The sequence below is a fragment of the Oceanospirillum beijerinckii DSM 7166 genome (assembly GCF_000422425.1).
GTDB classification, from domain to species: Bacteria; Pseudomonadota; Gammaproteobacteria; order Pseudomonadales; family Halomonadaceae; genus Oceanospirillum; species Oceanospirillum beijerinckii.
Map to the genome: position 1 here is coordinate 28,115 of NZ_AULT01000011.1, position 20,762 is coordinate 48,876.

Here is a 20,762-nt window from a genome sequence, read left to right on the forward strand (position 1 = left end):
ACTAATCACCGTCTGGCCTGTCAGATCTTCTGCTATGTTAAAAAGTAGAGATTTGAGAAGGCCAGGGCGATGATAGAAACTGACACTGATTCCACTTCATTGAAGCAGGCGCTGGCCTGTAAAAATCAGGAGCTGGTTGAGGCTCTGGATTATATCCGCCGGGCTCAGGAGCTGCTGATTGATCAGCAGAAAATCGCCGCTTTGGGGGCCTTGGTTTCTGGTGTATCCCATGAGTTGAGCACCCCTCTCGGCCTATGCCTTACCGCAGCGACTCATCTACAGGGTGAAACCCGAGCTATCAAACAGCGAGTGAAACAGCAAGCACTGTCTTCGGAGCAGCTGAACGAGTATCTGGAGCAGAATACGCTGGTAACCAGTATGTTACTGGAAAACGTGCGGCGCTCGATCAGTTTGATTAATAGCTTTAAAGATCTCGATCTGGACCACCCGGATGATAAGCCTGTTGATGTGAATTTTGATCTTTTTGTGCAGGATGTGCTGGGGCTGTGTAAGGTCAAATATAAACGTCATCATGTGCGTTATATCCGCCATATTCCTCAGAATCTACAGGTTAAAATTTATCCCGGTATTCTGGTGCAGATTATCTCTAATTTGATCGATAATTCTCATAAGCATGGTTTTGGGGTTGATGAAGATTACACGATCACATTGACTGCTTCTTTTAAAGATAAAAATCTCCATCTGAGCTATCAGGATGATGGTAAGGGGCTGGATGAACAGGCAAAAGAACATATCTTTGATGCTTTCTTTACGACCAGCCCTGAAGGTGAGAGTAAGGGGTTAGGTATGACAGCTGTGAATCATCTGGTAACCCAGAAACTGTCTGGCAGTATCACGCTGGATCTACAAAGAGATTCCGGTTTTAGTGCTGAGATCCGTATCCCTGTTGTTTTATTAAGTTGGGTGTGATGCTTTCATTTTCTTGATACCTCAAGTCCCAGGATAAAACTAAAACAGATCGACCATTACTGCTTATCTGGTGCCGGAAAGGCCTTGGCAAAAGTAAAGACTTGTGCGCTAGGGCCTTGTTGACTCAACAGTTCCAGTTTGGCTTTACCCTCTTCAATGGTCGGCTGGTGGCCTTCCGGCACCCACCATAGTGCTTGGTGAGCAGAGGTCATCTTGCTAAACCAGGCATCTCTGTCTCGAATCAGTTCGACGTGCATAGATTTATAAACAAAGTCTTTTAGGCTTCCAACATCCTGCCAGACGCTCATATTGACCAGAATCAGCGGGTCGTCAAATACTCGAATTGCGGTCGCATCGCCTGTTTCGGATTGTAAACGCCAGACAAAACCGGGGGCTTGGTCTGCTAAGTCGTTAATCTCATCCAGGCGGGCAACAAAGCCGCTCATCTCTTCGGAGTCCATCTCTGCTACAGCACGAGCAATATTGATTTGAGCCAGTTGGTATTTCATAACACTCCCTCAGTGAACCTTAGTCTTGTTTTTGACTGAGTAGAGAGTAGCGTGAATGCAGCTTGAATTATTGTCAAAAATTGACTCGGGCTGCTGGATCGTGGCTTATGCTGGTTCGGCCGGCTCTGGGAAGGCAAGCCATTAATGCGAAGAGTTCACCTTTTGATATTGCCCTGGTGTCGCCGAGGTGAAATTCACAAAGGCCTTATGAAAATGGCTTTGGTCGCTAAAGCCCACGGCCAATGCAACCTCTGCCTGACTATTACCCTGTTTAAGGAGTAGCTTTGCTTGTTCTATTCGGGCGTTATTCAGAAATGCTTTAGGCGAAATACCGGTATCCCGTTTGAACTGGCGAATCAGGGTTTCGGTGCGGCAATCCAGCTGTTGTGCGATCTGCTCAATACTGACAGCAGCTGCCAGATCGGCTAATAGATGCCGACGGCACTGTTGGGTTAAGGCATGCTCGGGCTGTTGTTTTTGTGGCAGGCTGAAATGCCGACTGAATAGTTCAAATACCAGCTGCTCCAATCGTTGCTCAGCCTGAGTTAATTGCTGGTTCAGTAAAGCATCAACGGTATCCAGATAATTTTGAAAAAGCTCAGGGTCTTTAAGTGTCATCGAAGGGCAAAAGACCTGTTCTGAGCTTTCCAGGCTCAATGACAGGGCTCGTTCCTGAGGGCTGATCTCTGCCTGGTGGCTTTTTTCCTGCTCGTTTATCTCTTGGTTATCCTCTGAGCAACAACTCTCTTTATGACAAAAGAGGGCTGCAAGCTTAGTTTTACACCACTGGCTATCCAGATAGAGCATATAGTAACTGCGGAAGTCTCCTGCAGCAGGGTTGCAGTAATGCACCTGCTCTGGATTGATAATCACCAGATCACCCAGCTCAGCCGTTTGAAATTTGCCCTGATAATGGACTTGAGTAGAGCCCGCCAGAATAGCACCGATAGACAATTGTGAATGGCTATGGGGCTTATAGTGCTGACGACTGAACTCAGTGCGCCTGAGTTCCAGGTAAGGCAGTTGTGCAAAACCATAATAATCCTGATCAAGGCCGAGACTGGACAAGGTGTTCTCCTGCAAACCATAGATCTGTGAATAAATTATCTACAGGGCGTTTGCAGAGGTAAAGAGTAATTTTTCAGCATTATCCACACGGGGTATAGAAGGAGCAGGACTTGATAAGAAAAGAGAAATCAGGAGGCGGAAACAAAAACACCCGCACTAGGCGGGTGTCTTCTAAATAGTGGCGGAGGGACAGGGATTTGAACCCTGGAAGGGCTATTAACCCTTGCCGGTTTTCAAGACCGGTGCTTTCAGCCGCTCAGCCATCCCTCCAGCTGGTTGCGTATACTATAGATTCGATAACTGATTGTAAAGTAAGAATTTTAATTTTTTCTGCTTTTTTACCTTCTTGAGGCCTGAGCGGTTATTTTCCCAGGATTAAGCACTCTCTTATAGCCTTGCTTGGGACTCGTTGATGGGAGAGGAGAGGTTATCCCCAGTTTATTCAGAGGAGAATGCACACGGTTACCCACTTTTTCTGTGGATAAAGGTATTCTGATGATTGGTTTATGCTGGTTATTTCGGTTGGTCTGGTTTTATTTTCTAGTGATAGTCTCTAATAGGGTTTTTATGACTGATGATCATATTATGAGGCTTGTTTTGATCTGCTCAATGTATAACAAAATACTGTAGAGGAAGGGGATGAGTAGAAAAGCCAGCTGGCACGCTTTACCATATGGCGATACGACAGAGATTAATCGTAAGTCAAGCCACAGGATACGAAATTGAGCGACCAGAAAATCAATGCCTTTGCCTATAGTGATGCCGATAAGAGTGCGATTCAGCGAGTGATCAGTCAGCGGAGGGACATGCGTCATTTCACCTCCGATCCGGTTGATAAAAAAATCCTGAACAATATTTTTATGGCGGCTCATCATGCGCCCAGTGTGGGCTTGATGCAGCCCTGGCGTTTTATGCGCATTACCGATGGCGCATTAAGGCAGCAGATTGCTCAATTGGTGGAAGAGGAGCGCCAACATACTGCTCAGCAGCTGGGTGAACGTAAAAGCCAGTTTCTTAAGCTGAAGGTTGAAGGGATCAAAGAGTGCGCGGAGTTGGTTGTCGCGGCCTTGCCTGATGGTCGGGAACAGCATGTTTTTGGTCGCAGGACTCTGCCGGAGATGGATTTGGCCTCGTTATCCTGTGCTATTCAAAATATGTGGCTGGTCGCTCGCTCGGAAGGGATTGGTATGGGCTGGGTATCTCTGTTTGATCCCGATAAACTGACTGAGCTGTTGCGTATGCCAGAAGGCAGCAAACCCATTGCGGTACTCTGTATCGGCCATGTACCGGAGTTTTATCAGCAGCCGATGCTGGTGCAGGAAAACTGGGCAGAGGCGCGACCTCTGGAAGAGTTTCTCTATGAAAATCATTGGCCGGAAGAGCTGTGAAGCAGGAGGGGCTTTCCTGGTGCTCGTTTTGTTGGTATTTGTTTTGTTGTATTTGTTTTGTTGGTGCTCGTTAGCAGAAAGCGCCTGACGTCATACAAGCCTAGGTGTTGTATAAAAAATAAACAGATTTTGTCTTGTTTACTCAACCGTTTGGGCTTGTCAGCTATATCCCTCTATAAAAAGAGGATACCAGATCACTCGTCGGCTGCTATCCCAAGTAAATCAGCCTCTCCAGGAGTTACTGTGGGGGTGGGTTTCTCTCTGGCATCCTCCTTAATATCTACAGGCAGGAAGTTATCCCCAGCTTATTAGCTATAAAATGCACACGGTTACTCAGTTTTTCTGTGGATAATGCTTTTAGGGTTTTGTTTTTACACACATATTTTTGAGTCCCCCTTTTAATCAACAGATAGCCCTGTGAGTTGATCTGCTAAATATTGCACAAACACTCTTAACCGTTGTGGCAGGTGACGCGTCGCGGTATAGAGCAACCAGACATCGCCCTGATAGTTGGTAATAAACTGCCAATCCGGGAACACCTGCACGATATTACCTTCAGCCAGATCTTGCTGAGCGGTAAAGAAGGGCAGGGTGCCAATGCCAATACCTCTTTTTACGGCATCCAAACGTACCTTAGTGTGGTTGGCTGCATAGCGCCCTGTTAACTTCACATCCACTGTTTCATTGTCTTTTTGCAGCCGCCAACGGCCATCAATGGGGTTGCTGGCCAGGAAGATACAGCTGTGCCCGGTCAGTTCGCTGGGATGTTGAGGTGCGCCCTGTCGTTGCAGGTATTCTGGCGAGGCACATAGCAGGTGATCCAGACGAAATAGCTTACGACCCATCAAACCCGGTGGCGGTTCATTGGTGATACGAAGCGCCAGATCCAGCTGGTTGTCAATCAGATCCAGCGGTCTGTCATCCAGTGTCATATGCACATTCACCTTGGGATAACGGGCCAGAAATTCAGGGATCAATGGATGAATGACCGTACTGCCTACCGCTTTTGGCACTGACAGACTGATATCCCCTTCGATCTCCTGGTTTAGACTATCGCTGGTTTCCAATACCAGCTCAGAGGCTTCCACCATCTGTTTACAGCGGGTATAGACCTCTTCACCGCTGCTGGTCAGGCGCAGTTTGCGCGTGGTTCTTTGTAGCAGACTGGTGGACAGGGCGTTTTCCAGTTTGGTAATGCTGCGGCTGACAGAAGAGGTCGAGCAGCCCAAAATCTGAGCCGCTGCGGTAAAGCTGCCTTGTTTGACCACTTCAACAAAAACAGCCATCTCATACATCAGGGCGTAGTGCTCATTCTTGCGCATGGTGCAACAATCCTTTCCAAAGCTGGGGTCTAATCATAGAATTGTTAATTGTATATGCTCAGTCCAGCTAAGAAACCCTTTGTTCTGCAGATCATTACTGTGCTTCGCGAAGAGATTTTTAGTTCGGTTTTAGATTCGATAAACAAGAGGTGTGTTATGGATCTTTGGCAGGGCTTATTACTGATCAGTTCGATTCATCTGCTGGCTGCGGCATCGCCGGGGCCGGACTTTGTTATGGTCTCCCAGCAGACATTATCCAATGGCCGCAAAGCCGGTTTTCTGTGTAGTCTGGGCATCGCCCTGGGGCTATCGGTGCATATTCTTTATTCCAGTTTTGGTCTGGCGGCAGTGATTGCCAACTCTGCAACAGCACTATGGGTGATTAAGATTCTGGGTGGCAGTTACCTGATCTATCTGGGCATTAAAGGCTTGCTCGCCAAAGCCGCAACCATGGGCAGTGATGCAGAAACGACTCCTACCGAAGCAGTGACAAAACACTCGGCGGCAAAAAGCATCGGTATCGGTTTTTTATGTAATGCGCTGAACCCTAAAGCACCGGTGTACTTTGTCTCTCTGTTTACCTTGGTGTTGTCGCCGGATATGCCGCTATATCAGCTGGCGGTTTACGGTATCTGGATGATGATGATTCAGCTGGGTTGGTTCTCAACGGTGGTACTGCTGCTATCCAATCCTGTGGTAAATGGTCGCTTTAAACGTGCCAGTCATTGGATCGACCGAGTGCTGGGTGGTGCCATGGTGCTGCTGGGTGTGAAGGTGATGGCTTCTCAGGGTTGATTCTTTTCAGGTGAGTACTTTCAGAGTGGTGCAAAGCTGATGGTAAGAACCATCAGCTTTCAGCGTATCAGTTATTACGTCACTTTGTTTGCTCTATTCTTAAAATACTATTCCCTGTACCTATCGCTTATAGATAGCCGTTTCTGATTTGCTCGGGAGAACTGTACATAAGCTGTTTGCGAGTGAGTGTGTCACTGTCAGGAATGATGGCCAGCTCTGGCTCAGACGAAAAGTGCTTTGCTAAGGCAGCTGTTGCGGCATCAGGGCTTTCGCTATCGCGCAGCTGACGATAGATTTCCCGTGTTTGTGGCAGATCGAAGCCTGCTTGCTTAGAAAGCTGTATCAAGTTGCGATGATTAATATTGATATTACCTGCCTGATCCCATCCGGTAATATTTAGCCCTTCCAGTGTCAGTTTCTGCACTTGGGGTTCATTTTGTATCGCTTCCCATTGTTGTTGAGCTCTTAGTTGGGCTTGCTGTACTTCAAACCGGTCTCGGACCGCTGACTGGTATTGACTATACATCTCTTGGCGGTAGTTTCGGCCTGAAAACGCTTCATAGACTTCAGCATGAGTTGGCCCCTCACCTGGTGGGAATTCTTCGATACTAATCTTATTGCCATAGTGTTGTTTCAGAAACTGAATGCGGGAGGCATTATCCGAGCCTTCCATCTTCAGACTATTGCTTGTTGTGGCATAACCGTTTGTTTGCATATAACCCACAACTTTACCGCCCATTCGGATAATGGCCTGAGTATCCTGATGGTTGGCTTGAGACAGGCGATCCTGGAGCAATTGCTCAATGTTAAGAGGGGGAGATAACGCTTTAATGCCTTTCAATCCTCCAGTCCGTTCCATAATCTCCTTGTACTGTTTGGATGTTGGCTCAATCAGCTTTGCGCCGGATAGCTCGAGAGGCATCGCATCGTTAACTTTAAGCCGGCTTGTTCCAACCTTGGTGGCAGTGGGGATATAAGGTGAAGCCGAAATCGTTGATTGTACTGAATTCATAGGACACATCCTGTGTTTGCAAGAGCTGTTTTCAAACTATGCAGAATCTATGCCTGTCATGATAAAGTGTTTGTGTTTCTGCCTATTATACTGAATTCGCGACGGTATAAGTTTTGTTGCTAAAGGATCAGTACACCGAAGCTGGCAATAAACTTCCTGTTACGGTGCCCCTTTCCGGCTATCAGGCATGACCTTGCCAGATAGTCGGTGTGATTGATCGGATGAGCTTGCTGCTTTAAGCCATAGTTTTTATCCATGCCTTCTGCAAAAAAGCTGTTTGTTATGTATAGATCTGTTCAGTTGTCAGATAGCGATTGGGACTGATGCCTGTCTGCGAGCGAAACATATAGATAAACGCGGAGGGAGAGCTGTAGCCCAGCTCCAATGCGATATGAGTGATATTTTTACCTGAATTTAACAGCTCAACGGCCTTTAAAAAACGCAATCGATTACGCCAGCTCTGAAGGCTGATTCCTGTGGCTTTGCTAAAGCGGCGTTCCAGGGTACGTTTGGACATGGATAGGGTATTAGCTAACTCTTCTGTAGTGCGTCGATCCCCCGGTCGATCGTACAGTGAGCAACAGAGCCGATACAGTTCCGGCAGACTGGGCCAGGGCAGGTGTTGCTGATCAGTCTCCAGTCTTGGTAGTACGGTTAGAATCAGTGAGATCACTTCGTTTTCGTAGCCATCCAATGGATACTCAATGGCAAACTCTGAGGCTTCCATAATCAGCGCTTTGATCAGGGGTGTCATCGTCATCACCTGGCTTTTATCAGCCAGGAGTTGATAATTCTGCTCGATATAGAGACTTTTTAGTTCAGCTCCATATTGTGTCGCAACCGAATGTTCAGTACCTGCCGGTAACCAGACGGCTTTTTCTGGTGAGATAAATAGACGCTTATCGACCACATCCACGGTTAAGACGCCGGATGTGGCATAGAGTAGTTGGTGCCAGGGATGTTGGTGAGCCGGAAAATAGTGCTCTGGAGGCATCGACTCCTGACGCACAAATACCCTGCGGGGAAGTTGAGCCATTTCAAGCAGGGATAAGCATTTATCGGCTTTAAAGTGGCGTTTGTTGTGTTCCATCAGTGGCTAGGCTCTGCTCAGGATCTCTTTTGTCGTTCTATCGATATATTTTGTCATTATGTATAGAGATTACAGGTTGGTTCGTCTATTAGCATTAGGTCAGAAGAGAAAACAACAATAAGGACACACCATGGCTGTAAATATTACCAAAGGCATCTACCAGTTGGTGGAGGAAGCGAATCAGGTTGTAGAAGAGATCAGTGTTGAGCAGGCCCAGGCTCTGCACGGTCAGGAAGGTATCCAGTTTGTTGATATCCGTGATGTGCGTGAGCTGCAACGAGATGGCGTTATTCCAGGAGCCTATCACTGTCCCAGAGGTATGTTAGAGTTCTGGATTGATCCTGAAAGCCCTTATGCCAAAGAGATCTTCCAGCAAGACCTGACACTGGTGCTATATTGCGGTGGTGGTTTACGTTCGGCTCTTGCCGGTCGTGCGATCACAGAGATGGGGCTGGAAGGGGTAAAACATATTCACGGAGGTTTTGCAGCCTGGCGTAAAGCTGATGGCCCGATTGAGGAATATAAGAAGGCCTAATCACTGCTATCAACTCGAGAGGGTATAAGCATTCCTATAGGTATATTCGTTCCTGTAAGGGTATATTTGTTCTCAAAATAGCAAGCGCTGTGGGAATGGATCACGTTTATGCCTTCTCGATTTACCATCGCTGACTTCTCAGCGACTGATCAGCCCAACGAAGACGGTCGGATAAGAACCCGCTTATCCATTCGTTCTTATAGCCAAACAATCAGGGCTCACCAACACAACTATTATCAGATTGTGATTCCTCTGCATGGCGCTATCCAGATTGAGTTATCGAATACCAACGGTGATCAATTACTGAAGGAGCGTATTGGCCCCGATAAAGGTGTGATTATTGACCAACAGCTGATTCACCGATTTTCTGCCGATGAAAAAGCCCGCTTTCTAGTGGCTGATCTGGACCTGTTACCCGGTGTTGTGTCTCAATGGCCGCACGCTTTATTTCAACTATCCACGAGTTTAAAAGCTTATTGCCAATTTATTGAGCTGCAGCTTAACAGTGCCTTGAATCCTGAACTGGAACAGGATATTGGTCGATTGTTTGTGCAGTTACTGGTGCAGCAACAGTCAAGTGGTCGGCAGGATGAACGCATCGTACGTGTGATGGAGTATTTGCAGCAGGATCTGAGTGTGACACCAGAGCTGGATAAGTTGGCTCAATTGGCTTGTTTAAGTTTGAGTCAATATAAAAACCTTTTTCGCCAGATCGTGGGTTGCCCGACGGGACAATATTTACTGCAGTTACGTATGGAAAAGGCAAAAGCGCTGTTAGCACACACGGATATCCCTATTGCGATTATTGCCCAGCAGGTGGGATATCAAAATGCTTCCGCTTTCAGTCGTCGCTTTGCTGATTTCTATGGTCAGTCGCCAAAGGATTATCGCCATTAACCTCTATCAGGTTGCTTGAGTTTCAGGCGTTCATCTTTCATCAATTTATTCACTTCTGGCTATGCTGACAACAACCAATACTTCAACCCGGTTTGTTTGAGTAGGTTCTCAGCTCCTGCTCCCTGTAATAGGGCTAGGCTTGAGATCAAACCACCTTGACTGCAGGTTGGTGCGGCAACCGTAATGGAGCGCACGGCATTTTCGATAGGCCAGCCGGTTTTGGGGTTAAGTAGATGGCTGTAGCGCTTGCCTTCTTTCAGGAGATAACGCTGACTATCTCCCGATGTGGCTAAAGCCCCCCCAGTTAAGCTCAGTAAAGCGGCTTCTTTACCTTCGCGATCTGGTGCTTCGATACCCACTTTCCAGGGTTCTCCATTGGCTCTTGGGCCGCTGCAGGCGATATCACCACCAAAGTTTACCAGCAGAGAACAGGCAACATCCGGTTGAGCCTTTTGCAAGAGACTGAGCGATAAGCCCAGTACTCGATCCACCGCGTACTCTTTGCCTACACCACCAAAATCCAGTTCCATACCTTCGGGCAGATAAAGCTGTGCGGGTTTACTGTTCACACCATCATCTTCAGGTAAGGACCATTGTATTTTTTGCCGGCCAATATGAGGCAGTAAGGTTGCTACCTGCTCCGGCTCAGGTAAACGATCACTGCCATCAAAGCGCCAGACTTTGCGCAAAATACCCGAGGTGATATCAAACAAGCCATCAGATAACTGCCAGGCTTGATCGGCAAAGGCGATCAGACGGGCGCTCTCTTCATCCAGATTTTGCCAATGCCCTCGTTTCTGGTGCACTTTATCGTGCCAGTTACCTGTTCTATAACGACTGAATTTAAACTCAATACGCCAGGTTTCCCGTACTGCCTGTAGAGCCAATTGTTCTGCCAAGGCCCAATGAGACTCAGGCAGATCAATCAGTAACTCGCAGGTACTGGCCATGGCTTGGAACTGCAATAGAAAGCCAGCACTGGACTGATCAGCCGCTAAAAAGCTCAGTTCGGGCATGGGGTGGCCGGAAGGGTTATTCATCTTAGCGATGGATAAGAGCCTCTTGGATTCAGAGAATCCGTGCAAATTATCTTGCTGCATAAAACCTTCTGACCTGTTTATGTTACGTCTTGCTTACTTCAGGCTTTCCTTGATTTAGGTCCTGCCAGTCTTGATATAGGCCCTGCCTGATGATTCAAGCAGAGCCTGTTTTAAGCTCTGTCAGCTTCAAGAGAGCTTCAAGAAAACTAGAACTTATAACCCACGGTTAGCATAGTGGCTGTAGTATCAGGATATAACGCCTGCTCTTTCAGCTTACCAAAGCCTGAACTACCGCTGCTTTGTTGTTGATAAAGTGCCAGACGGGCATATAACTCACTACCACCGGCCATACGATAACCGTAGCGTAAACCCACGGTGTAAGTGTCCATATCTCCCAGGCGATAGTCTGCGCTGATCTCATCGACATTCTGATAGTCACTGGCCGTGGTATAGCGCTGATAGAAATCAGCTGCACTCTGACTGTACCAGCGTAACTGAGGCTCCAGATAATGATCCCCTAACTGCCAGCGATATTTCAGATCCAGAGTATGAGAGTTGATTCCCCAGTCATCAAACATAAAGCGATAGCTGAAGTCGATAATATCACTGTTTTCGCGCTGATATTTTGTCTGCCAGTACAGGGCTTGTTTTAAGCGGGTATCCGGTCGTTTCTCATAAATATAGAGATTTTGGCCATTAACCTGATAGTTACCGCCGTAGTTATCTCCGGAGCTATCATCAATCACAGACACGATCTTATAAGGATCGGTTAAATAACCGTCGCTGGCGCTGATGGAGTAGTTGAACTGCATCAGGGTACGGCGGTTGATGACTTGAGTAACGCCTACCAGAAAATCCGTAATGGTTTTATCGTCGGATGATCCCTGGCGACTATTGGAAAAGTCCTGATCAAAGTTGGCAGATCCCGGTACGGCCATCGCGCTTAAGCCGATTGGAAGACCTCCTTCCGGATCAATAGAGTCAGAAGAGAAGCTGCCGCCCAGAGTGATTGTGGTATTTTTTTCATTCAAATAGCGCGAAATGCTGCCATTGACCCCAAGAGAGCGATAATCGTGCTCTGAGGAAAGATAGCCCCCTGCGCTATAGGCCCAGTCACGATTGATCGGTGCTGACCAGGTTGCAGAGAATGCGGCACGGCTGTCGCGGAAGGTATCGTCCAGCGGCTGTTCTCCGGCCTTGATATCATAATCACCTCGACCCGATGGACGGGCAAAGGTCTGGGCCTGATCAGAAGGTGTTGCGCCACTGGGTGAGGCACCTGTCAGCGTATCCAGTGCCAGCTTCAGGTTCAGTTTGGTTTCGCTGTCGAAGTTACGGGTTGCACTGATCACCGGTTCAGCAGCCGTGACCCGACTATCGCTTTCGGCATAGATCAGAGTGGCGGCGTCAAAATCCCAGTTATCCAGTTCAGAAGCCTGGGCTTGATTGGGTAAGCCTGCTAATAGAGCACAACCTGCTGAGGCAAGCAGCATAGTTAATGATGCCTTCGAGGTTTCATGAGTGAGTTGATGCTCTGCCACGGCCTGTTCAGTCTGTGAAGTCATTTTAGTTACAGCCACAACCACCACCTCCAAATCCACGGCCACCGCTGGTGGCTTCCTTACTGAAATAGATATGATCATCCAGGCCCGCTTCTACGGGATCACTGATCAGCTGCATCTCTGGTTGTGCCAGAATATCCCGCTGCCAGGGTTTAACACCCAGATCAGCGCAGCCACTGAGCAGTGCGATAAGCGCAGCTGCCACGGCGATTCTTTTCATAGTTCTATCCTTAAAAAACAAGAGAGTTATCAAACTAAACGGGCTTGTGGAGCAGTATGACTTTTGCGTTATCCTGACTGCCTTGCTCGGTTAACAACTTACTCCACTAACAACGCCTTAATAGAGTCTTCGTAGTCATTCACTTTATTGGTATGAAAGCCGATATGTTCTGCGCGAATGCGGCCCTGGCGATCGATCAGATAGCTGGAAGGCATACCCATCACGCCAAAGGCCTCAGGTAGCAGTGCTTTGTTATCCAGCAGCACGGTAAAGTCTGCGGGGATCTGTTGTAGAAAGTCCTGTGCCAATTCTGGTTCTTCATCCAGATTAATGGCCACCACTTCCAGCCCCTGTGCCTGATAGGTTGTTTGCATCTGATTCATCCAGGGGAACGACTGGCGACAGGGGCCGCACCAGGATGCCCAGAAGTCCACCAGTACCACTTTGCCTTTAAAATCATCCAGTGCTTTTTTCTGGCCAGAAGCTGTTGCGAGCACTGTCCCTGACATTGGTGCCGCTTTAGCCTGATCAACGGGTGTCAGCTCTGCCGCCGCTGCAGGCAGAGAAAGGCTTAGGGTCAGTACTGCAGCAGTTAGTGAGGCTCGAATAACCTTCATAAATGGGAGCTCCTTAACAAATTCTTTTATTCTGGTGTTTAGAGAAACGATTCAGGCAGATGAACGCCTGCAAACCAGATGAAACCTAAACCACTAAGGGCTAAGTGAATGCGATTAAAGACTTAGCCCGAAGCGGTTACTGTGCGATTGAGTAGAAACTGTCAGTCATGATGAAAGAGAAAACTTAAGCTTTCCTTAAGACCCATTAAGAAAACCCTTAAGAAAAGCTTAAGGCTGGACACAGACAATACTCCCATCAAAGATAGCGGGATTAGAGGATGTGTTATGGCTCAGGGGTTATATGCGCTCACGATGATTTTTATCATAGTGTTGCAGCTATTAGGCAGTGATCTGCATGCTCAGGATAATACGGAGTTCTTGCCTGTTGATCAGGCTTTTCAGTTCAGCCAACAGCTCACACAGCAGCAGCTTTCCCAGCAACAGCTTGGTCAACAAGAGCCCGGCCTGGGACGGGCAGGCAAACAGTTACAGCTGACCTGGCGGATTGCCCCTGGCTACTATCTCTATGAAGAACGCTTAAAAATTACCGGTCAGAATAAACAAAGTTACGACTTTACTCTGCTGACTCAGCCAGAGGTGAAAGATGATCCTAACTTTGGTTTGGTAAAGGTATTTCATAACCAACTGCAGTTAAGTCTCGACCTGCAGAGAGTCACGGGCGATAAGCTAACGGTCAAATATCAGGGCTGTTCCGAAAATGGTCTGTGCTATCCTCCAAAGCGCCAGCAGATATCACTGAAAGATCTGCAACAAGTACAGTCTGGTAGTTTAAAAAGTGCAGGCCTGGCACCGTCAGGCGCGATGCCAAATTTCACGCAAACGACAGCACCTCAACCACAGCCCATGAATAACACGGTCGGTCTTGAACAGGATGCCGGTGCCATCGCCTCTTTGCTGGCTAATGCTGAAGGTTATTGGGTTGTCCTGACCTTTTTGGTACTGGGTCTTGGCTTAACGTTTACCCCTTGTGTTTTGCCGATGGTGCCTATTCTGGCAGGTATCATTGCCGGACAAGGTGCGCAGATTACAGTGCGCAAGGGTATCGGTCTTTCAAGTGCTTATGTATTAGGCATGTCGGTTACTTATACTCTGGCAGGCCTGCTGGTAGGCTACTTTGGTGCCAAGATGAATCTACAGGCCTCCCTTCAGAGTCCTACAGCCCTGATCGTTTTTGCCGGTCTGTTTACTGTATTAGCGCTGTCAATGTTTGGCTTTTATGAGTTACAGCTACCCGCTTTCCTAAGGGATCGACTGGATCGTATGGGACAAAACAGTAAAGGAGGCCAATATATAGGGGTTGCCCTGATGGGGCTGATTTCTGCCTTGGTAGTATCGCCCTGTGTCTCAGCGCCTTTAGCCGGGGCTTTGGTCTATATCAGTACCACGGGGGATGCGGTATTAGGTGGTGCATCACTGTTTGCATTGAGTCTGGGCATGGGGTTGCCCTTGATTCTGGTAGGTGCCGGAGGAGGTCGCTGGTTACCCAAAGCCGGTAGCTGGATGATCGAAGTGAAAGCCTTTTTCGGTGTCCTGTTACTGGGAGTGGCAATTAGCCTGTTGAGCCGCCTGATCCCAGGCTCTGTTACTCTGCTTCTGTGGTCACTGCTGCTAATTGTCTACGCCATGCATCTGGGCAGCTTCGGTCAATCTGATGCGCTTTCCTCCTGGGGGCGCACCCGTCGAGGTCTGTCAGTGGCTATGCTGGTTTATGGTATTAGCTTGATGCTGTCTGGCCTGGCCGGTCAGGATGATCCGCTGCAACCTCTGGCCTTTGCTGCAAATGGCAAGACACTGATAAGCGGTTCAACCGGAACCTATGCCGCAGAAAGCAGATCACCAGAAAGAGCTCTGTTCAGTCGCTATGATTCTGTCACGCAACTGCAGCAGGCGTTACAACAAGCAAGTCTGCAAGACAAACCCGTGGTGGTTGATCTGTACGCAGATTGGTGTGCCAGCTGTAAAACAATGGAAAAAACGGTGTTTAACCAACCTGAAGTACAGGCCCTTACAGATCAGGCGGTGTTTTTACAACTGGATATTACTGATAACCGTGATGATCAAGTTAACTTTTTGCAACAACACGGTCTCTTTGGACCACCCAGTTTGCTGTTTTACCAACGTAATGGCCAGGAACTGAGTGCAGCCCGGGTACAGGGTGAGTTAGGTCCTCAACAATTTGTACAGCAAATTAAAAAAGTACTGTAAACGATCATTAAATCATTACATGATCAGTACTCTATGTCGTGATCCACTGCCAAGGAAACAGATAAAACCATGCGCGTGCTATTAGTAGAAGATGATATCTCCCTGGGCTCAGGTCTGCAGACCGCGCTTAAGCCGGAGGGCTATACCGTAGATTGGTTAACCGATGGTCTACAAGCGCTGCATGCACTGGAAACCGAATCATTTGATCTGGTGATTCTGGATCTTGGTCTGCCACGCCTGGACGGTATCTCAGTACTCAAGCAAACCCGTGCTCAAGGTAAAGCTTTGCCGGTATTGGTACTCACTGCACGGGATTCCATTGAAAACCGGATTGAGGGGTTAGACTCCGGTGCTGATGATTACTTGATCAAGCCCTTTGATGTCACCGAACTAAAGGCGCGCATCCGTGCGTTGCTAAGGCGCAGCTCAGGCCGCTCTGAATCTATCATTCGTTTTAAGGATATTGAACTGGAGCCGGCCAGCCAACAGGTCAGCTATCAAGGAAAAGTAGTCAACCTAACCCGCCGGGAGTATGCGCTGCTGCATGAGATGATCAATCAACCCGGCCATGTTTTCACCCGCGACACCTTGCAACAACTGCTTTACGGCTGGGATGAGGATGTGGAAAGTAACGCTTTGGAAGTACATATCCATCATTTACGTAAAAAGTTTTACTCGGGCCTGATTCGCACGATCAGAGGGATTGGCTATGTCATTGATAAATCCTCCCCATGATTGCAGAATCAGTTCAGCTAAGCTAAGTACATGACTTCTCCATGGTGATGACAGAGTTCATCATCATGGTACACACAATTTAAAGTGACAGCCTTCCCCTATGATTTAGGGCCTTTTCACCTGATTACTGGATATCTCTGTGTCTACCTGGCTTCCCCAGTCTATTCGTCGTCGGACCTTATTATTGGTTCTATCTCTTCTGACCTCGATCAGCCTCATGATAGGTATCATTGGCTTTATCGAAGCCAGTCATGAGATTGAAGAGCTATTTGATGCCCGTCTGGCGCAACAGGCCCGTATTCTTCAATCCCTAAGTCTGGGATTAGAGCGCATGGAGCTGGAAGATGAAAAACGTCTAGCGCTGCAAAACACCTTTGAACAGGCACTGGTGGTCGAGGCCTCTGGCGGCCACAAATATGAAAGCAAGATTGCCTACCAGGTTTGGGAAGATAACACTCTGATTTTTCGTTCACAAAGTGCCCCTCAGGAGCCTTTAAGTGACCGGATGGGCTATGCAAGTCAGACGTTAGGGGATTACGATTGGCGCACTTTTTCTCTTTCAAGCATCTATAGCCACAGCGTGCCTGAACTCAGGAGTAACACTATTCGTATCATTGTCGCAGAGCGTGAAGATGTGCGCGGTGAGATGGTGGATAAAATTGTTACTCAAACACTTTTGCCTGATCTTATTGGGTTGCCTATTCTTTCACTCTTACTCTGGTGGGCTGTGGGTTGGGGGTTAAAGCCGCTACAGCAGCTGGCCAACCTGATCAGCAAGCGTGCGCCAACCCACCTGGAGGCGATCAACCTGGAACCGCTACCTACCGAGCTTGCTCCCGTACAGAAAGCCCTGAATCGTTTGTTGTTTGAAATCGAAACCATGATAGCCCGTGAGCAACGTCTGATTGCAGATGCTGCTCATGAACTACGAACGCCTTTAGCAGTACTCAAAATTCATGCTCAAAATGCTCAGCAAACTCTGGATCAAAATGATAGAGAGGTCGCACTGGAGCAGCTCACTCTGGGCGTTGATCGCTCTACCCGTATTGTCTCTCAGTTACTGACTCTGGCGCGGTTGGACCCTCAAGGACAGGATAATACTCTGCAAGACATTAATCTGGCCCAGGAAAGTCGATCTTTGCTGGCCCAGCTGATGCCTTTGGCCTGGGAGAAAGAGATGGAAGTCAGCCTGGATATCGATGAAGCACTGGATTGGCGCACCCAGATGGAAACAGGTTGTTTAGAAATTATCCTGCAAAACCTGATCAGTAATGCCGTTAAATTTGCGCCAGCAGGCACTGAAATTGAAGTGAAGTGGAGTCAAAATGAACACGAGTTTGTACTGCAGGTGAGAGATCATGGCTGTGGCGTTTCTGATAAGGATAAACAACGCCTGACAGAGCGCTTCTTTCGTGAAGGAAAAGCCTCTGGAGCAGGATTAGGCTTAGCCATTGTAAAGCGAATTCTGGAACGTCATGAGGGGAGTATCACGCCGCGGGATACTCCAAACGGAGGCCTGACTATCCAGCTGTCATTTCCAAAGATCTATACTCCTGAGTCCAGCTCTCCAAAAGCCCCGGAGGATGATCAAACAAAGGTTAGATCATAGAGTGCGACTGAACAAAAGAAGCTTCTTGCAGTAATCATAAAACAACAAATCCCGTATAAAAATTACTTGTTTTTTATCATCAAATATGAAGCGGAAATCCTTGCCGCTTTTCCTTGCCATAGGATTTCACCTGCCGCTTCCCCTTAATAAAAACGGCAAAGCCTCCGCTATAGTCCCACAGGTAGGAACAATAAAAATAAAAAATAATGACATTTAGCTGCATGATAGCTGCTTAAATACTGATAATGAGTACAATATAAAATATTGGCATGCCCCGTGCTTGATAGGAGTTAAAAGAGTTAGGGGGATTTCACCATGCTAGGTCAGATCTTAAAAAGCACTCTAGGGCTACCCAGCAATATGCTGGCAGTGCAAAAACCTGAGCCCAATACAACCGATCCAAAAGAGCAGCAGAAGCAAGATGCTGAAGGTAGTGTAAAACATCACTATCGTCAGGTTGAACTCTCTGCGGCAGCTAAAAATCTGAATAATATTGCAGAGGATACAGGCGTAGATTGGAAAGGTGTTGAAACACTCGGTAGTCGACTCAGCCAGAGCTTGGATGTGGTATTCACCCAGTACGGAATTGATACCAGTAAGCCGATTAATATTAATGTCAACCCGTTTACAGGTATGCCTTTTGTGGGAGAGCACCCGGATAAAGCCCGTATTTCTCAGCTATTGCAAAACAAACCTGAGTTGATGAAACAGATTCAAACCATCAATTCAGTGGCTAACTATAGTTACCAGAGTTCGCAACGGGATGGCACTCAGTCTGCGGCACCGACTACGCCTCAGGCCAGTCGTGTGCAATCTGCATTGAATCAGTATACGCAGAACTCACAAAACAGCTTGGTTTCTCTGCAGTTTGATAAGCTGAATGGCTTGATCGTCAGCGTTGATAATCACTCAGTAACCTCTAAACCTGCTGAAAGCGCCTAAGCTGTATCAGATTTACGCCTAACTCTTGCATCCGGTGTCTGTCTGATGCTCTGCCGGTTAAGCCAAATGCTTAGAACACATCAGGCAATAATGATAAAAATATAAAAAAAGCACTCCGCTTGGAGTGCTTTTTTCCGTTTCAGGCAAACCGCTTGGCTTTAACGACTTTTCAGATTACCGAAACAAGCTTGGATAGGCCTAAAATTAAGCCAGAGCAGCAAATACTTTGTCACGGATATCGTCAACAGAACCTACGCCCGCAATATGGCTGTATTTAGGTGCTGCTGCCGCATCCTGAGCTTCCCAGGACTTGTAGTAATCTACCAGTGGAGCCGTTTGCTCATGGTAAACACTCAGGCGGTGACGTACGGTTTCTTCCTTGTCATCTTCACGTTGAATCAGGTCTTCACCCGTTTCATTGTCTTTGCCTTCCACTTTAGGTGGATTAAATACTACGTGGTAAGTACGACCGGAAGCAGGGTGTACACGGCGACCACTCATACGCTTGATGATCTCTTCGTCTTCAACAGCGATCTCAACCACGTGATCCAGCTGAACACCTGCTTCCTTCATGGCATCTGCCTGAGGAATAGTGCGTGGGAAGCCGTCAAACAGGAAACCGCCCTTACAGTCATCCTGAGCGATACGCTCTTTTACCAAAGAGATAATCAGCTCATCAGAAACCAAGCCGCCGGTTTCCATAATCTCTTTTACTTTCAGGCCCAGCTCAGTGCCTTCTTTAACAGCAGCACGCAGCATATCGCCAGTAGAGATCTGAGGAATACCATATTTCTCACAAATGTACTGAGCCTGCGTACCCTTACCTGCGCCTGGAGCGCCCAATAAAATTAACCGCATGGAGTAATGCTCCCTTATTAATTTCTAATTATTAAAATCGCTAAGTTTTTAAAACGTCTGCTCTGCTTGCTACCTGACCAAAGCACCCTCAGATCAGGCTAGCGAATCTGTCATCCTGTGTATTATCCGAGCTGTCATATCAAGTTTTCTGATGCCACTGGACCGCTCAGGAAAATCTGCATTTTCCATGAATTACACGAATAGGAGACAGACAATACCCTCACACTGTTACAAAGACAAGGATACGTTCGTTGTAGCTAAAAAAAGCCTAATAAAACAATCGTTTGTTCCTCTAAGACCATAGGCTAAGCTGCAGCACAGCAATTTTCCCGGCATTTTTTCCAACGATACTTCGTACAACTTTTTGATGAAGAAATAAACACCAGTGAAAAAGACCTTCATACCATTCCAGATAAGTTTCTTGATATCTGAGTAGGCTGGATAAGCGAAGCGCCATCCGGCATTGGCTCCGGTATCTGATGATTGTCGGAAGGCGCCTTGCGGCTTTTCCGACCTACAACAACTTATCTTGTTTGGTATTATCTAATGCAGATAACCACTAAACAGATACCTTAAGATTCTGCCGCCAGTCGGATACCAAAAGCCATCATAATGGAGCCAATCACACCATCCATCCAGCGCATCGCTTTTTCACTGCTTAACCATTGCCGGGCTTTCGCCACCATCAGAATCAACAGCAGCTGCCAGAGATTACCAATGACAAAGTGCACGCCGGCCAGGAACATTGATTTCAACATGACAGATTCATGAGGCTGGATAAACTGTGGTAGGAAGGCCATATAAAACACGATGGTTTTTGGGTTAAGTACATTACTTAAAAAACCTTCCCGAAAGGATTGAGTCAAAGATACACCTTTTCCTGCCAAGCTATTTTTGGCGTCGGTATTAACCGCCATTGCACTCAGGCCTTTGCCCCAGGCGCTACGCAAGCTCTTAAAGCCTAACCAGATCAGATAAGCCGCACCCACCAATTTTAACAGGGCAAACAGACTAGCCGACTGCAGCAGAATAAAGGAGATCCCCACGGCGGATACCAGTGCATGGACAAACAGGCCACAGCAGATGGCAAAACTGGTCGTCAGGCCATCTATACGACCACCACGCAGGGTGTTGCGGATAACTACGACGGTATCAACTCCGGGAGACATGGTTAACAGGGTGATCGCGACAAGAAAGGTAAAAAAAGAGGCATCAAAATATGAAGCCAGCTGCATCAGGATATCGGACATTTTCAGCTCCCAGGTTAAAAATCGATTATAACCTCAGAAACAAAATTGTCAGTGTGATTAACTAAAGTTTGCATTGAAAAGCAGTGAAGTATTCTGCCTCTTTTTTATTGTGATAACACAACTCTCATCCAAGAAGCGGCAAACACTAGACAGAAAA

At 47.4% G+C, this 20,762-nt stretch carries 20 protein-coding genes and 1 tRNA gene; 9 read left to right on the plus strand and 12 right to left on the minus strand.

The annotated features are described in order from the left end of the window. Positions 1 to 69: 69 nt before the first annotated feature. Positions 70 to 930: a sensor histidine kinase gene (locus tag H579_RS0104975; protein ID WP_028299768.1), complete on the plus strand. Its 861-nt coding sequence runs from the start codon at positions 70 to 72 to the stop codon at positions 928 to 930. 56 nt (positions 931 to 986) lie between these two features. On the opposite strand, the gene H579_RS0104980 is transcribed toward H579_RS0104975, so the two are convergent. The 3 genes from H579_RS0104980 to H579_RS0104990 all read right to left on the minus strand — a co-directional run bounded on the left by H579_RS0104980 (position 987) and on the right by H579_RS0104990 (position 2,777). Further along, positions 987 to 1,439: a DUF3291 domain-containing protein gene (locus H579_RS0104980; RefSeq protein ID WP_036565401.1), complete on the minus strand. Its 453-nt coding sequence runs from the start codon at positions 1,437 to 1,439 to the stop codon at positions 987 to 989. Between the two features lie 141 nt (positions 1,440 to 1,580). Further along, positions 1,581 to 2,507 (minus strand): AraC family transcriptional regulator, encoded by a 927-nt coding sequence (locus tag H579_RS0104985; protein WP_028299770.1) that lies wholly within the window; start codon positions 2,505 to 2,507, stop codon positions 1,581 to 1,583. Between the two features lie 179 nt (positions 2,508 to 2,686). Next, positions 2,687 to 2,777 (minus strand) — tRNA-Ser (locus tag H579_RS0104990). Positions 2,778 to 3,229: 452 nt separating this feature from the next. Between H579_RS0104990 and bluB the strand changes: the two genes are divergently transcribed. Continuing rightward, entirely contained in the window at positions 3,230 to 3,895 is a 666-nt protein-coding gene (gene bluB / locus H579_RS0104995) for a 5,6-dimethylbenzimidazole synthase (protein ID WP_245583213.1), read from the plus strand. A gap of 398 nt (positions 3,896 to 4,293) precedes the next feature. On the opposite strand, the gene H579_RS0105000 is transcribed toward bluB, so the two are convergent. Beyond that, positions 4,294 to 5,217 (minus strand): LysR family transcriptional regulator, encoded by a 924-nt coding sequence (locus H579_RS0105000; RefSeq protein WP_028299772.1) that lies wholly within the window; start codon positions 5,215 to 5,217, stop codon positions 4,294 to 4,296. A 156-nt stretch (positions 5,218 to 5,373) separates the two neighbouring features. On the opposite strand from H579_RS0105000, the gene H579_RS0105005 reads away from it, so the two are divergent. After that, entirely contained in the window at positions 5,374 to 6,012 is a 639-nt protein-coding gene (locus tag H579_RS0105005; RefSeq protein ID WP_028299773.1) for a LysE family translocator, read from the plus strand. A 127-nt stretch (positions 6,013 to 6,139) separates the two neighbouring features. Here H579_RS0105005 and H579_RS0105010 read toward each other — a convergent pair whose 3' ends face one another. Together H579_RS0105010 and H579_RS0105020 are read right to left on the minus strand one after the other, a co-directional pair. Next, positions 6,140 to 7,024: a hypothetical protein gene (locus tag H579_RS0105010; RefSeq protein WP_028299774.1), complete on the minus strand. Its 885-nt coding sequence runs from the start codon at positions 7,022 to 7,024 to the stop codon at positions 6,140 to 6,142. Positions 7,025 to 7,304: 280 nt separating this feature from the next. Continuing rightward, positions 7,305 to 8,114 (minus strand): AraC family transcriptional regulator, encoded by an 810-nt coding sequence (locus H579_RS0105020; protein ID WP_084623945.1) that lies wholly within the window; start codon positions 8,112 to 8,114, stop codon positions 7,305 to 7,307. A gap of 130 nt (positions 8,115 to 8,244) precedes the next feature. Here H579_RS0105020 and H579_RS0105025 point away from each other — a divergent pair, with 130 nt between their 5' ends. Both H579_RS0105025 and H579_RS0105030 read left to right on the plus strand, forming a co-directional pair. Further along, positions 8,245 to 8,649, plus strand: a complete 405-nt coding sequence (locus H579_RS0105025) for a rhodanese-like domain-containing protein (RefSeq protein WP_028299776.1) — start codon at positions 8,245 to 8,247, stop codon at positions 8,647 to 8,649. Positions 8,650 to 8,757: 108 nt separating this feature from the next. Then, the gene (locus H579_RS0105030; protein WP_051227317.1) at positions 8,758 to 9,546 is read left to right on the plus strand and encodes a helix-turn-helix domain-containing protein; all 789 of its coding nucleotides are present in this window, start codon (positions 8,758 to 8,760) and stop codon (positions 9,544 to 9,546) included. A 59-nt stretch (positions 9,547 to 9,605) separates the two neighbouring features. On the opposite strand, the gene H579_RS0105035 is transcribed toward H579_RS0105030, so the two are convergent. From H579_RS0105035 to H579_RS0105050, 4 genes are all read right to left on the minus strand, one after another. After that, positions 9,606 to 10,646, minus strand: a complete 1,041-nt coding sequence (locus H579_RS0105035; RefSeq protein WP_051227318.1) for an FAD:protein FMN transferase — start codon at positions 10,644 to 10,646, stop codon at positions 9,606 to 9,608. 146 nt (positions 10,647 to 10,792) lie between these two features. Continuing rightward, complete coding sequence (locus H579_RS0105040; RefSeq protein WP_245583214.1) at positions 10,793 to 12,166, minus strand: DUF3570 domain-containing protein; 1,374 nt, start codon at positions 12,164 to 12,166, stop codon at positions 10,793 to 10,795. After that, entirely contained in the window at positions 12,153 to 12,368 is a 216-nt protein-coding gene (locus H579_RS0105045; protein WP_028299780.1) for a DUF4266 domain-containing protein, read from the minus strand. The genes H579_RS0105040 and H579_RS0105045 overlap by 14 nt, the downstream gene beginning before the upstream one ends. A gap of 98 nt (positions 12,369 to 12,466) precedes the next feature. Beyond that, positions 12,467 to 12,985, minus strand: coding sequence for a TlpA disulfide reductase family protein (locus tag H579_RS0105050; RefSeq protein WP_028299781.1), 519 nt, complete (start codon positions 12,983 to 12,985; stop codon positions 12,467 to 12,469). A gap of 285 nt (positions 12,986 to 13,270) precedes the next feature. On the opposite strand from H579_RS0105050, the gene dsbD reads away from it, so the two are divergent. The 4 genes from dsbD to H579_RS0105075 all read left to right on the plus strand — a co-directional run bounded on the left by dsbD (position 13,271) and on the right by H579_RS0105075 (position 18,497). Beyond that, complete coding sequence (dsbD, locus tag H579_RS0105055; protein WP_028299782.1) at positions 13,271 to 15,211, plus strand: protein-disulfide reductase DsbD; 1,941 nt, start codon at positions 13,271 to 13,273, stop codon at positions 15,209 to 15,211. Between the two features lie 69 nt (positions 15,212 to 15,280). Further along, positions 15,281 to 15,946: a response regulator gene (locus H579_RS0105060; RefSeq protein ID WP_028299783.1), complete on the plus strand. Its 666-nt coding sequence runs from the start codon at positions 15,281 to 15,283 to the stop codon at positions 15,944 to 15,946. 139 nt (positions 15,947 to 16,085) lie between these two features. Further along, the gene (locus H579_RS24285; RefSeq protein WP_036565403.1) at positions 16,086 to 17,555 is read left to right on the plus strand and encodes an ATP-binding protein; all 1,470 of its coding nucleotides are present in this window, start codon (positions 16,086 to 16,088) and stop codon (positions 17,553 to 17,555) included. A 315-nt stretch (positions 17,556 to 17,870) separates the two neighbouring features. Further along, entirely contained in the window at positions 17,871 to 18,497 is a 627-nt protein-coding gene (locus H579_RS0105075) for a hypothetical protein (protein ID WP_028299784.1), read from the plus strand. Positions 18,498 to 18,701: 204 nt separating this feature from the next. On the opposite strand, the gene adk is transcribed toward H579_RS0105075, so the two are convergent. Both adk and H579_RS0105085 read right to left on the minus strand, forming a co-directional pair. Beyond that, complete coding sequence (adk, locus tag H579_RS0105080) at positions 18,702 to 19,355, minus strand: adenylate kinase (protein ID WP_028299785.1); 654 nt, start codon at positions 19,353 to 19,355, stop codon at positions 18,702 to 18,704. Positions 19,356 to 19,927: 572 nt separating this feature from the next. Further along, the gene (locus H579_RS0105085) at positions 19,928 to 20,605 is read right to left on the minus strand and encodes a LysE family translocator (protein ID WP_211224665.1); all 678 of its coding nucleotides are present in this window, start codon (positions 20,603 to 20,605) and stop codon (positions 19,928 to 19,930) included. Positions 20,606 to 20,762 lie beyond the last annotated feature (157 nt).